Source organism: Pseudomonas sp. lyk4-TYG-107, from assembly GCF_030209055.1.
Taxonomy (GTDB): Bacteria; Pseudomonadota; Gammaproteobacteria; order Pseudomonadales; family Pseudomonadaceae; genus Aquipseudomonas; species Aquipseudomonas putida_A.
Map to the genome: position 1 here is coordinate 305,360 of NZ_JARVST010000002.1, position 13,624 is coordinate 318,983.

Genomic DNA, 13,624 nt, shown 5'->3' on the forward strand with positions numbered 1-13,624 from the left:
ATGAGCGGCAAAGTAAAACAGGACGACATCAACAAGGCGCTATGGGCGGCTTGCGATATCTTCCGCGGCACGATCAGCGCCGACACCTACAAAGACTTCATCCTGACCATGCTCTTCCTGAAGTACATCAGCGATGTCTGGCAGGATCATTACGACACCTACCAAAAGCAGTACGGCGATGAGCCTGAACTGATCGAAGAGATGCTCAAGAACGAACGCTTCGTGTTGCCGCGTGACGCCAGCTACTACTCGCTGTACGACAAGCGCCATGAACCAGGCAACGGCGAGCGAATCGACCAAGCCTTGCACGCTATCGAAGAAGCCAACGGCACCAAGCTCAAGGACGCTGGCAAAAGCGTGTTTCAGGACATCTCCTTCAACACCGATCGTCTGGGTGAAGAGAAGCAGAAGAACACCATTCTGCGTGACTTGCTCCAAGAGTTTGCCAAGCCTGAGCTAAACCTCAAACCGTCTCGCGTCGGCAGTCTGGATGTGATCGGTAACGCTTACGAATACCTGATCAAAAATTTTGCGACCAACGGCGGACAAAAGGCGGGTGAGTTCTACACCCCGCCAGAGGTTTCCGAGTTGATCGCCGAACTGCTTGATCCACAACCCGGCGATACTATTTGCGATCCGGCTTGCGGTTCTGCCTCGCTACTTATGAAGTGCGGACGCAAAGTACGTGAGCACCACAACAGCAAGAACTACGCGCTCTATGGTCAGGAGGCCATTGGCTCTACTTGGTCGATGGCCAAGATGAACATGTTTTTGCACGGTGAAGACAACCACAAAATTGAATGGGGCGACACGCTACGTAACCCAAAATTACTCGACCAGAATCGTCAGTTGTTGAAGTTCGATATCGTAACCGCTAATCCGCCTTTCTCGCTGGATAAGTGGGGTCATGAAGGAGCGGAGCACGACCCGTATGCTCGATTCAATCGCGGTACTCCACCGAAAACCAAGGGTGACTACGCTTTTATTTTGCACATGATTGAGACGTTAAAGCCAAAAACTGGCCGCATGGCGGTAGTCGTTCCTCATGGAGTATTGTTCCGAGGCTCAACCGAAGGAAAGATCCGTCAAAAGCTTATTGACGAGAATCTTCTGGATGCAGTAATTGGTCTACCAGAAAAGCTATTTTATGGAACAGGCATTCCAGCTGCAATTCTAGTTTTCAATAGGTCTAAAACAGATGAGAGCATCCTATTTATAGATGCCAGCCGTGACTTTAAATCAGGGAAAAACCAAAACGTGCTTAGCGACGAGCACATTCAGAGCATATTGTTAACCTATCGCCACAGAATCAACTCTGAAAAATATAGTCACAGAGCAACATTAGAAGAAGTTAGAGAAAATAATTACAACTTAAATATTCCACGTTATGTTGATACGTTTGAAGAGGAATCAGAAATTGACCTCTCCGCCGTACGAGCAGAGCGAGAGGCTCTCAAATCAAAATTAGCCGACCTTGAACTAAAGATGGACATTTTTCTCAAGGAGTTAGGTTATGGCGCGCAATAATAAACCAACAAACATCCCGAACGGCTGGAAATACGATTACCTAGACAATTTTTCCGTTCGCGGCAGTGGCCACACACCAAACAAAGGGAAGGCAAATTACTGGAACGGAGGGATCAAATGGGTATCTCTTACTGATTCCTCGAAGCTTGATAACGGATTAATTTTTGATACAGACAAAGAAATTTCTAATGATGGCATAGATAACTCATCTGCCATACTACATCCTGCCGGGACCGTAATTTTAACGAGAGATGCAGGTGTTGGAAAAAGTGCTGTATTAGCTCACCCCATGGCTGTAAGCCAGCACTTTATGGCTTGGCGCTGTGATAATAAAAAGCTCAACAATTGGTTTCTATATAACTGGCTTCAAAAAATGAAGCCTGAATTTGAGCGGCAGGCAGTGGGGTCGACGATTAAAACCATAGGACTACCTTATTTTAAAAAAATGAAAATCGCCGTACCACCTTACCCCGAACAAGAGAAAATATCTAAAATACTTTCTACTTGGGACGCAGCCATCTCAACAACAAAAGAGTTAATCAAGAAGAGCCAACAACAAAAAAAAGGTTTGGCACAACAACTATTTGAAGGCCTTAAAAACAAAACAGAAAAAACGCAAAACTTTAAAAGACTGGGAGAAATATCCGATCGAATCCAGAGAAAGTCCAACGATAAAATTCATCCAATCTTAACTATCTCATCCCTCTGCGGATTTGTACGCCAGGACGAAAAATATAGCCGGTTCATGGCAGGAAAAAGTTTAGAAGACTATATATTATTAAGAAGCGGAGAGTTTGCATACAACAAAGGGAACTCTAAAACCTATGAATTTGGATGCGTATTCGAACTTACCGAATTCGAATCGGGACTAGTACCCCACGTTTACTTTTGCTTCAAACTAAAACCAGGCCTTTACAACAAATATTTCAAGTATCTATTTGAAGCCGACTACCTAAAGCAGCAGCTAGGAAAACTAGTCAATACAGGCATCCGAAATAATGGCTTACTTAATATAAAAGCAAGTGAATTCATGAACACAAAAATACCTGTGCCTGATTTCGAGGAGCAAAGACGTATTGCGGAAATTTTATATATAGCCTCGGAGGAGATTAGTTACTTGAAAGAAACGTTAGACTGTCTTCACCAAGAGAAAAAAGCCCTAATGCAACAACTACTCACCGGAAAAATCCGAGTCAAGGTCGAGGCCGTATAAATGACCATTACCGACCTGATCCTCTACAGCACCGAAGACGGTTTGGCGCAGTTCACGCTGCGTGAGATGAACGGTCAGGTCTGGCTCACTCAACTCGAGCTGGCCGAGCTGTATCAGTCCAGCAAGCAGAACATCAGCAAGCACATTCAGGCGGTTTTGGCCGATGGCGAGCTGGCCGAACCGGCAGTTGTCAACTCTAAGTTGACAACTGCCGCTGACGGCAAGGAGTACCTGACGCAGCTCTATGCGCTGCCAATGATCATCGCTATCGGCTACCGCGTGCGCTCGACCCGTGGCTCCCAATTCCGCCAATGGGCCACGCGAACCCTGAGCGAGTACATGCTCAAAGGCTTCGTGATGGACGACGCCCGTCTGAAGGAGCCTCGGTGGGATTACTTCGATGAGCTGCTGGAACGCATCCGCGACATAAGGTCGTCGGAGAAGCGTTTCTATCAAAAGGTTCGTGATCTGTTCTGCTTGGCCGAGGACTATCGCGCCAATGAGCAAGACACCGCACGGTTGTTCGCCGAGGTTCAGAACAAACTGTTCTTTGCCGTAACCGGGCATACAGCTGCCGAATTGATCGTACGCCGGGCCGATGCCAGCGTGCCGAACATGAACTTGCTCAGTTTTAAAGGTGACCGCGTACGCAAAGCGGATGTGGTGGTCGCCAAGAATTACCTGAATGGCGAGGAACTGGATCAGCTCAATCGTCTGGTCAGCATGTTTCTGGACTTCGCTGAACTGCGTGCCAAACAGCGCCAACACCTGAAACTGGAAAACTGGCGGCAGTACATCGACAGTTTTATGGCGTTCAACGAGCAACCGTTGTTACGTACTGCGGGCACGGTGAGCCACGAACACATGAAGCAGGTCGTTCACGAGCGCTATGAGGATTTCGATCTGAAGCGCAGAAAAGCAGAAGCCACAGAAGCGGACACTCAAGAGCTTCAGGCTTTGGAAGAATTGGATAAACGCTTGCGTACCAGCAAAAAGCCCCACTGATGTCAGTGCCACACAAGGAAACTGCCCGATGATAAGCGGCCCAAAATTTCAGGAAGAATACAGCGCGAAACTACCCGCGCTTACCCTGCTCAGCAACCTGGGCTGGACCTTCCTGTCGCCCGAACGAGCGCTGGCCGCCAGATCCGGCAAAACCGACGAGGTGGTGCTGCGTGACGTACTTCGCGAACAACTGAAAAAACGTCGATTCACATTTGCGGGTAATGAATATCCGCTGTCAGCCAAGTCCATCGACAACCTCATCAGTGAGGTGTGTAGTCCCGCTCTCAATGAAGGATTGCAGGCGGCCAATGAAAAACTCTACAACCACTTGCTGTATGGCATTTCGGTGACCGAGTTCATTGATGGCAAACGGGCGAATCCGACTATTGCTTTGATTGATTGGCAGGATCTGTCCAACAACAGCTTTGTGTTCACCGAAGAATTCCGCGTGCTGCGCAGCGGTGGAGTGGATACTCGGAGGCCGGATATCGTTTGCTTTGTTAACGGTATCCCGTTGGTGGTGATTGAAGCCAAGCGCCCGGATGGTCACGCCAAGAAAGGCCCGACCATTGATGCCGGGATATCACAAAGCCTGCGCAACCAGCGCCACGATGAAATTCCACGACTGTTTGCCTACAGCCAACTGCTACTCTCGATCAATGGCAGGGATGGCCGCTACGCAACGTGCGGAACCGATCAGAAGTTTTGGGCGGCCTGGCGCGATGAAGATCTCGGCACTGCCAAACAGCACGCCATCAAGAATCAGCCCCTGAGCGCTGAACAGAAAAACGCACTGTTTTCTCATCGCAATCCCGATGACCTTACTTGGTATGAAGGACTATTGGCGGGCGGAGAGCTGGCAGTCACCGGGCAGGATCAATTGTTGATTGGTCTGCTATCCCCTACTCGCTTGCTGGAGATGACGCGTTACTTCACGTTGTTCGACCAAAAGGCCGGCAAGATCGTCGCGCGCTATCAACAGGTTTTCGGGATAAAGCGATTGATCGAGCGCGTCCGTCTCAAACGCAAGGACGGCGGCCGTGAGGGTGGGGTGATCTGGCACACCACCGGTTCAGGCAAGTCCTTCACTATGGTGTTTCTGAGTAAGGCTTTAATACTTCACGACGACCTAAAACAATGCCGCATCGTGGTGGTCACCGACCGCATTGACCTGGAAAACCAGTTGAGCAAAACCTTCGCCTCAAGTGGTGAACTCTCCGGCAAAAGAGACTGGGTGTCTGCCATGGCGACCTCTGGCACTCGCCTCGCCGAACAGATCGGTCGCGGTCATGAGCGCATCATTTTTTCGCTGATCCAGAAATTCAACAGCGCCACCAAACTGCCGGAATGCATCAATACGAGTTCTGACATTATTGTGTTGATCGACGAAGGTCATCGCAGCCAGGGCGGAGAAAACAACATCCGCATGAAACAAGCGCTGCCGAATGCGGCGTTCGTCGCGTTCACCGGCACGCCACTGTTGAAAAAAGACAAAACCACCAACAAGTTTGGCCCCATTGTTCATGCCTATACCATGCAGAGAGCGGTGGAGGACAAAGCGGTTACGCCACTTCTCTATGAAGAGCGTAGACCTGATCTGGATGTAAACGACCGAGCGATAGACAGCTGGTTTGCACGCATTACCGAAGGTCTTACGGAAGAGCAGAAGACAGATCTGAAGCGCAAATTTGCCAAAAAACAGCGAATCTATTCCGCTGAAGACCGTATTCGGCTGATCGCTTTGGACATCGCCAACCACTTTGTGAAAAACGTCGACAACGGTCTCAAAGGACAGCTCGCCTGTGAAAGCAAGGCTGAGGCAGTCAAGTACAAGAAGTATCTGGATGAAGCAGGTTTATTCGAAAGCGCTCTCGTGATGAGCCCGCCGGATAGCCGTGAGGGCAATCTGGAAGTCGACGAGTCAAACATTCCGGAAGTGACCCAATGGTGGAACAAAAACGTTGGTAGCACTAACGAGCAGACCTATACCAAGCAGGTGATCGAGCGCTTCGAAAAGGATGATTCGCTCAAACTTCTGATCGTTGTAGACAAACTGCTGACCGGATTCGATGAACCAAAGAACAGCGTTTTGTACATCGACAAGCCGCTTAAAGAGCACAACCTTATTCAAGCCATTGCTCGGGTCAATCGGTTGCACCCACTGAAGAAGTTCGGCTTGCTGATTGACTATCGCGGCATCCTCACTGAACTCGACACCACGATTCAGAAGTACCAGGACTTGGCATCCCGCACCCAGGGCGGCTATGACATCAATGACATCGCCGGTCTCTACGATCCGATGAGCAGTGAGTACAAACGCCTGCCCTCTCTCTACAAAAATCTGTGGGCAATCTTTGCCAACGTTAAAAACAAGGGTGATATCGAGCAACTGCGTCATGTGCTGGTGCCGAGGATGCAAGAGCTTGATGGCGAGTTTGTAGATATCAATCTGAAGGTTCGTGAGGATTTCTACGACGCCCTGACCGAGTTCGCGTCTTGCTTGAAAGTAGCGTTGCAGTCGGCTTCGTTTTTCGAAGACACCAGCTTCAGCGAAGCGGATCGAACGCACTACAAGGAAACCCTCCAGCAGCTTTCCAGCTTGAGAATGCTCGCCAAGCAAGACGCGGGCGAAACCATCAGCTACGACGAATACGCCGAACGGGTGCGTAAGCTGCTGGATAAACATGTGGTCGGTGTAGAGGTGCGCGAACCCAAAGGCACATATGAAGTCGGCAGAATGGGGCAGAAACAGCCTGAGGACTGGCCTGAGGAAAAAACCCGAAACGAGACTGACATCATCAAGACTCGGGTTAGCAAGATGATTGAGCAGGATCTTAAAGACGATCCGTATGCTCAGGAGGCCTTTTCCAAACTACTGCGTCAGGCTATTGAGGAAGCAGAAAAGCTCTTCGATCACCCACTCAAGCAGTACATGTTGTTTCACGAGTTCGAGCAGCAGGTGCAAACGCGCAAACTGGATGAGCTACCGGATGCGTTTGAGGGTAACAAACATGCGCAGGCTTACTACGGCGTGTTCAAGAAGACCCTGCCTGATACGTTTGCAGCACTCGATGCACAAGCTCAGGACATGTGGGTCAAGCTAGCCTTCAGCCTGGAGGAAATGGTTGCAGCGTCCGTTGCCGAACACTCGATTAATCCGCAAAACATTGAAGCAGATATTCGCAAGAAACTGCTGCCGCTGATGTTCAAGGAGTGCAAGGCAATCGGTGCTGGAATGGATCAAGCGAAAGTCATCGTCGAAACGGTGGTTCAGATCACTCGCGTAGGACTGGGAGCGGTATGAGCGTTCCCATTCTTCTGCCGGAAGCTCATGGACGCGCTGCGAAACACTGGCTTAGCTTTCACTACGCCGACGAACTCATTGTTGTGGAGCGCGCACCCAAAGCACGACAAGTGCCGCGTATGCTGATCAAGGTCGACCCGGACTGTCGAGTATCGGTACAGGCACCTGCCAGCGCGAACGATGAGGAAGTGCTGCAGGCGTTGAAGAAACGCGGGCGTTGGATCTACCAACAATTGAGGCAATTCCGAGCCAATTCGGCGCACGTGACACCGCGCCAGTACATCAGTGGAGAAAGTCATTACTACTTGGGCAAACAACACGTACTCAAGGTGATAGAGGCCCCTGCTGATGTTCCGCAAGTACGCTTGCTGAGGGGAAAGCTGGAAATCTCTGTCAGGCAGAAGAAGGCCGAGACTGTGCGTGAGCATCTCAGAGCCTGGTACAGGGTTAGGGCTCGTGACGTGTTCAATCGGCGTCTACAAGCTGTACTTGAGCAAACCCTATGGGTCGTAGACGAGCCGCCTTTACGTATTCAGACGATGCAGACTCAGTGGGGCAGTTGCTCACCCAATGGTCGGATTACCTTGAATCCCCACTTGGTTAAAACGCCGCGGGAATGCATTGACTACGTGATTCTTCACGAGCTCTGCCATATCGCCGAACACAACCACAGCGAGCGGTTTTATCGGTTAATGAAACAAGTCATGCCGCATTGGGAAAAGGTCAAAGCTCGGCTGGATGGGATGGCCGCCCTTGTACTTAGCGACTTAGCAACAGTTGAACATAAATAGGCATATGCATTCATGATCGAAAACCGCGCATGCGGCTATCTCTGATGCTCTAGCTCTCAAGCGATGCTCAACTGGGCAACTATCAAGTAAAACTTGACGGTTGGATCCTCTGACTGGTGTCGGGTCAGGCTGCTTTCTTGGGTAGTTTCTGAGGTGGTTTCTTGGGTAGCCCCAAGAAACTCGACCGTTGTTTTTCTAGCATCACTGTCCGCCCCCCCCCAGCGCTCGGTAGTTTGAGGGTGGTGGAGCTCCATGGTTATCCGTCACTCCGTCGTCCAGTCAAACTCGTCGTAATCGTCGTAATCGTCGTCTTCCTCTTCTTCCCCAACCTCCTCGAAAACCTCATCTTCTTCCACGACGTCTTCTTCCGACTGGTTCAGCAGAAACTCCTTGCGCGCCTCAGTAATCGCGCGCCGCATCTCCTCGCCCTTCTGCGGGCAGTTGAGGAGTTGGGCGATGCGGTCGATTTTTGCTGCCACTTTGTTCTCCAGCGCTTCAGCCATGGCCCGATAGTGCGCGTTTTTGCCGGGCAATGCCAAATGGCTGGGTGAACAAGCGGTCAGTTCTGGCGGATTTTTTCGAGTCGCCGGTCGAGGTCCACGCCGGGGTAGCGTTTGTGCAGGTTGTTGTATAGCGCGTCAGCGGCTTGCGACTGACCGGAGTCGCGCAGGCGCAGGACTTCGCGCAGCTGCGTATCTAGGCCGTTGGCTGGGGCGGCGGCGCGTTTGTTGAGTTTGGCTTGGTCGGCGCTGATCGCGTCGCTTTGCATCGGCGCGGCCATTTCCATCATCGGCGCCGGCGCGGACATGGCCGCAGCGGGTGGAGCGGGCAGTGATTGCGCCTCGGGGGCTTGTTTACGCGCCAGTGGTGCAGCCGGTTTGGCCGCCGGGGCGAAGTCGAATTGCGGTTGTGGTTCCGGCGTGTGTGGCACCAGCGACAGCATCAGTGCCACACCGACCACGCTGGCGAATGCGACCTGCCAACGCGGTTTCTGACAGGCCCGCAGCCAGCGTTGCCACAGGCCTGGCTTGGGCACGGGTGTTTCGCGGTGAGCAGCATTGAGGATGAACGCATCAAGGTGCGCCGGCGGTTCAACATTGTGCTGTTCGCGTACATGTTTGATCACAGATTCTTCGGGTGTCTGGCGGGCGTCAGTCATGTCAGTACCTCCTCGGCCAGCAGCCGACGCAGTTTTTGCTGGGCGTAGCGCAAGCGGCTCTTGACGGTTTCCAGCGGTGTTTCGGTGAGGCTGGCGATTTGTGCCAGGTCGAGGTCGCCGTGGGCACGCAGCAGGAACACTTCACGCTGGTCGGCAGGCAAGGTTTGCAGAGCGCTTTTCAGGCGCTGGCTGTCGCGGCTGAGGTTCAGTAATTGTTCGGGATCATTGGTCTCGTCGCCAATCGCATGCAGCTGTTCGTCGTAGCTGTCGTGCAGCGGCTGATGTGCGCCGTGTTTGCGCCAGTGATCGATCAGCCGATTGCGCGCAATCTGGAACAGCCATGTACGAAACGTCGCCCGGCCCTGTGGCTGACTGGTGCTGCGGATCAGGCTCAGCCAGGTGTCCTGAAACACTTCGTCAGCCAGTTCCGGTTTGCCGCTCAATCCAAGCAGAAACCGATACAAACCCTGACGATGGCGCGCGTACAGAATCTCGAACGCCGCGCCGTCGCCCTCGCGATAACGCGCCAGCAGGGTTTCATCGCTGCCGGCGGCCGGGCTGTCTGGTGAAGCAAACAGCTGACTGATGAAGCCTTTCAGACGACTCACTATTCAATCCGTCGCTCAGTGGGCATCGCATTCGATGCGGTTGAGGCGCGCAGGCTTTGCGCCAGTTCCACCAGTTGCACGAACTCGTTGCGCAAGCCGAAGCGGTCCTCGCCCCTAGCGCCACGGGCCAGGGTTTCGGTGTCCTTGAGCCTGAAGTCGCCGGTGTAGCGGGCGTCCTTGAGCTGCTGGGAAAACGCCGCCACCGCCGCCGCGAAACGCAGGTCCTCACTGGCCGGTGCGAGCTGATTGGCAATCGGCCGCTCGATCAGCAGACTTTTCCCACCTTCGGGCTGTTGATAACGCACACGCAGCATCGCCAATTCTCCATCCTTCGCAGCAACCACCTTCTCCGATTTACCGTAGCGCAGCGGTTCCAGCCAGCCCTTCTCACCTATCGGAACAATTTCATACAGCGCGGTCACCGTGTGTCCTGCGCCGACTTCACCGGCATCGACTTTGTCATTGCTGAAATCCTCACGCTTCAAGGTGCGGTTTTCGTAGCCAAGCAGGCGATATTCACTGACCTGCGCCGGGTTGAACTCCACCTGCAATTTGACGTTTTTCGCCACCACCGCCAGGGTCGAACCGAGTTGATCCACCAGCACTTTGCGCGCCTCGCGCAGGTTGTCGATGTAGGCGTAGTTGCCGTCACCGGCGTCGGCCAGCTGCTCCATCAAGTGTTCATTGTAGTTATCCACACCGAAACCCAGGGTGGTCAGGGAAATCCCGGTTTTGCGTTTATCCACAGCCATTTGTTTGAGGCTGTCGAAGTCGCTCACGCCGACGTTGAAGTCACCGTCGGTGGCCAACAGGATGCGGTTGATGCCTTTGGGGATGAACGCCTGCTGGGCCATTTGATAGGCCAGTTCGATGCCCGACGCACCAGCGGTTGAACCGCTTGCGGTCAATTGCTCGATGGCTGTGCGAATTTTGGCTTTCTCGCGTCCGGACGTTGGCTCCAGCACCACACGGGATTCGCCGGCATACACCACCAGCGACACCCGATCCTGCTCGCGCAACTGATCGACCAGCAACTTCAGCGTGCTTTTGACCAGTGGCAGCCCTTCGCGGCGATCCATCGAGCCGGACACATCCACCAGAAACACCAGGTTCGCCGGGGCCAGTTCCGCTACAGCCCGGTCGGAGGCCTTGATGCCGATGCGCAGCAGGCGGGTGTGCGGATTCCACGGGGTGGCGGCCAGTTCGGTGGTTACGCCGAAGGGCGAACCATCGCTGGGCAGCGCGTAGTCATAGGGAAAGTAATTGACCATCTCTTCCAGTCGCACCGCGCCCTCCGGCGGCAAACGTCCCTGATTGAGCAAGCGCCGGACGTTGGCGTAGGCACCCGTATCAACATCAACGCTGAAGGTCGAGACCGGGGCCTCGGCCACGTTGTGGATCGGGTTGTCGGCCAGCGCCTGATACTGCTCGCGCTGCTCGTCGCGATAGCCTTGTGGATAACTTTCCTGGGCGGGCATCGCCGCGAAACTGGCAATCGGCGCCGGACGCGCACTGCGCTTGGCCAGCGCACTGTCGGTAACGAGCGCCTCATGCTGAAGCGACGCCTGTGGCTGGGCCGGCGCCGGAACGGCAGCCGATTCGGGATTGGAAGACACGCCGCAACCGGCGACGGTCAACAACACACCGACGGCAACGGGTCGCAGAAAAGGCAGGGAGCGGGACATGGGGGCTGACCTCGGGATGAAAGTGATCCATTCATCCACTGAGACGGGCAGCCCCTTCAGATCGGGTTAAGCGCCGCTGAAAATATTTTCAGCGGTGATAACGCCGCACCACGCTGCTGTTACGCAGTACGTGTCCTTTGATTTTGTCCATCAGCTCGGCGCGGGTCAGGCCGGCGGGCAAGGCGTCCGGGGCCAGATCCAGGGCATAAATCTGAATGATGTAGTGGTGGGCGCTGTCGCCAACCGGTGGGCACGGCCCGATGTAATGGGTGGTGCCTTTACTGTTGGTACCGCCCATGCCTTCGAGAGCGGATTTGGCGCCGACGCCGGCCGGGATCTGCCGGGTGGTGGCCTTGATGCCGTAGTGAATCCAGTGATCGACGCCAGCACCTTTCTGACCGTCCGGGTCGTGCATGACGATCGCGTAGCTCAGAGTGCCGGCAGGCCCGGCGTTCCAGGCCAGTGCCGGGGACTGGTTCTTGCCACCGCAACCGGTCGCATCGCTCGCGGCGGCCGAGGTGAACAGACGGTTGTCCGAGACACCGGGGATGTCGAGGGTAAAGCGCTCGGCCGCCTGCGCCGGAAACTGCACGCAAAGGGCGACGGCGACGGCCGCCAGCCAAGGGTTGAGAGAGGTCAATCGGGTCATTCCGGGAGTACCTTGTGCAGTTGGGCCTTCGTCGGCCTGCAAACTATAGCTGTACCGTTCGTACCTTGGCAGTGGCAATTGGCTGAACCTCGCACGGCGGCGCAAACTCGTAAGAGAAATGCCTGTCAGGAGCACGAACATGAGCCTGCACCGTGTAGCCCGTGTCGCCGATGTCCCCGAAGACCGTGGCCTGCAAGTCGAAATCGGCGAACGCAAGATTGTCCTGCTCCACGCCAATGGCCAACTGCGCGCATTTCAAGGCGAATGCCCACATGCCGGGGCGCCACTGGCTGACGGCGCGCTGTGCAACGGACGCCTGATCTGCCCTTGGCACAAAGCCGCGTTTCGCACCGAGGATGGCGCGTTGTGCGAACCGCCGGCCCTCGACAGTCTCAAGCGTTATCCGCTGGAACTGCGCGGCGAGGAAGTCTGGGTCGATGATCAACCGCTGCCGGATGCGCACACGCCTCCGGCCGACGATCCGCGCACCTTTGTGATTGTCGGCGCAGGTGCAGCGGGCACGGCATGTGCGGCGGCTCTGCGGGAGAAAGGTTTCGGCGGCCGGATCGTCATGATCGACCGCGAAGCGGACGCCGGTTACGACCGCACGGTGCTGAGCAAATTCGTCCTCGCCGGCGAGATGTCGGCGCAGGAAACCCCGCCGCTGCGCGATGAAAGCTTTTATAAGGAGCAGCGCATCGAACGCCGGCAAGGCGAAATTTCGGCCCTCGACGCAACAACGAAAACCCTGCATTTGAAGGATGGCCAGACCCTTGGTTACGACGCCGCGGTGCTCGCCACCGGCGGCGAGCCCAATCCGCTGCAACTGCCCGGCGCCGACCTGCCGCAGGTGTTCGTCCTGCGCTCGAAAGCCCAGGCCGAACAGATCATGCGCACCGCCAAACCCGAGCAGCGGGCGCTGATCATCGGCGACAGCTTTATCGCCCTCGAATGCGCCTCGGCCCTGCGTCAGTTCGGCCTCGATGTCACGGTCATCGCCCGCCACGCCATCCCGTTTACCGCGCAGTTCGGCGAAGCGGTGGGCAAGGCGATCCGTGCGCTGCATGAACAACACGGGGTGAAATTCATCACCGATCACGAAGCCCGGGAAATCACCGGTGATGGCAAAGTCGAGGCGGTGCTGCTGGATAACGGTTTGCGCGTTTCGGCGGATCTGGTGCTGGCGGGGGTTGGTGTGCATCCGGCCACAGAAGCGTTCGCTTCGCTGCCAAGGGAGAAAGACCAGTCACTGCGCGTCGATGCTGGTCTGCGGGTCTGCGAAGGTCTATGGGCGATTGGCGATATCGCCACGTTCACCCTGAGCGGCCAGCCGCAACGCATCGAACATTGGCGCCTGGCCCAGCAGCACGCACGCATCGCTGCCGCCAACATGTTGGGCGCCGATGAGCATTATCTGGATGTGCCGTTTTTCTGGACCTGGCACTTCGGCAGGAACTACGACTACCTGGGCCACGCCAGCCAGTGGGATGAAATCGAGTTCAAGGGCGAGCCCGAGCATCCGCCCTTTATTGGCTTGTTCGGCCACAACGGCGTGGTGGTTGCCGCTGTGGCTTGCGAGGAGGAGCGGGCCATGGCGATGCTGGCCGAACGGATAAAGCAGCCGCTCACCATGGAGGAGGCTTGGCGGCTGATTCGCAGCTGAACGCTCGACGATGTGGAAAC

Annotated in this window: 11 protein-coding genes; 6 read left to right on the top strand and 5 right to left on the bottom strand. The window is 54.9% G+C overall.

Annotation, left to right across the window (positions count from 1 at the left end):
• The 5 genes from QRN61_RS03150 to QRN61_RS03170 are packed head-to-tail and all read left to right on the top strand — an operon-like array spanning position 1 to position 7,840.
• The gene (locus QRN61_RS03150; RefSeq protein WP_285373190.1) at positions 1-1,527 is read left to right on the top strand and encodes a type I restriction-modification system subunit M; all 1,527 of its coding nucleotides are present in this window, start codon (positions 1-3) and stop codon (positions 1,525-1,527) included.
• Complete coding sequence (locus QRN61_RS03155) at positions 1,514-2,740, top strand: restriction endonuclease subunit S (RefSeq protein ID WP_285373191.1); 1,227 nt, start codon at positions 1,514-1,516, stop codon at positions 2,738-2,740. The genes QRN61_RS03150 and QRN61_RS03155 overlap by 14 nt, the downstream gene beginning before the upstream one ends.
• A complete protein-coding gene (locus QRN61_RS03160; RefSeq protein WP_285373193.1) occupies positions 2,741-3,745 on the top strand; it encodes a virulence RhuM family protein in 1,005 nt (334 codons plus the stop codon). It abuts the gene before it with no gap.
• Between the two features lie 28 nt (positions 3,746-3,773).
• A complete protein-coding gene (locus tag QRN61_RS03165) occupies positions 3,774-7,049 on the top strand; it encodes a type I restriction endonuclease subunit R (protein ID WP_285373194.1) in 3,276 nt (1,091 codons plus the stop codon).
• A complete protein-coding gene (locus QRN61_RS03170) occupies positions 7,046-7,840 on the top strand; it encodes a M48 family metallopeptidase (RefSeq protein WP_285373195.1) in 795 nt (264 codons plus the stop codon). Before QRN61_RS03165 ends, QRN61_RS03170 begins: the two co-directional genes overlap by 4 nt.
• A 263-nt stretch (positions 7,841-8,103) precedes the next feature.
• On the opposite strand, the gene QRN61_RS03175 is transcribed toward QRN61_RS03170, so the two are convergent.
• The 5 genes from QRN61_RS03175 to QRN61_RS03195 form a co-directional block, all read right to left on the bottom strand.
• On the bottom strand, positions 8,104-8,343 hold the full coding sequence (locus QRN61_RS03175; protein ID WP_285373196.1) for a hypothetical protein: 240 nt from the start codon (positions 8,341-8,343) through the stop codon (positions 8,104-8,106).
• 56 nt (positions 8,344-8,399) lie between these two features.
• Positions 8,400-8,999 (bottom strand): hypothetical protein, encoded by a 600-nt coding sequence (locus QRN61_RS03180; RefSeq protein ID WP_285373197.1) that lies wholly within the window; start codon positions 8,997-8,999, stop codon positions 8,400-8,402.
• Positions 8,996-9,577 (bottom strand): RNA polymerase sigma factor, encoded by a 582-nt coding sequence (locus tag QRN61_RS03185; RefSeq protein ID WP_285373226.1) that lies wholly within the window; start codon positions 9,575-9,577, stop codon positions 8,996-8,998. Before QRN61_RS03185 ends, QRN61_RS03180 begins: the two co-directional genes overlap by 4 nt.
• A 29-nt stretch (positions 9,578-9,606) precedes the next feature.
• The gene (locus QRN61_RS03190; RefSeq protein ID WP_285373198.1) at positions 9,607-11,292 is read right to left on the bottom strand and encodes a vWA domain-containing protein; all 1,686 of its coding nucleotides are present in this window, start codon (positions 11,290-11,292) and stop codon (positions 9,607-9,609) included.
• An 88-nt stretch (positions 11,293-11,380) separates the two neighbouring features.
• The gene (locus QRN61_RS03195) at positions 11,381-11,941 is read right to left on the bottom strand and encodes a YbhB/YbcL family Raf kinase inhibitor-like protein (RefSeq protein WP_285373199.1); all 561 of its coding nucleotides are present in this window, start codon (positions 11,939-11,941) and stop codon (positions 11,381-11,383) included.
• Between the two features lie 139 nt (positions 11,942-12,080).
• Between QRN61_RS03195 and QRN61_RS03200 the strand changes: the two genes are divergently transcribed.
• A complete protein-coding gene (locus QRN61_RS03200; protein WP_285373200.1) occupies positions 12,081-13,604 on the top strand; it encodes an FAD-dependent oxidoreductase in 1,524 nt (507 codons plus the stop codon).
• The last annotated feature ends 20 nt before the right edge of the window (positions 13,605-13,624 follow it).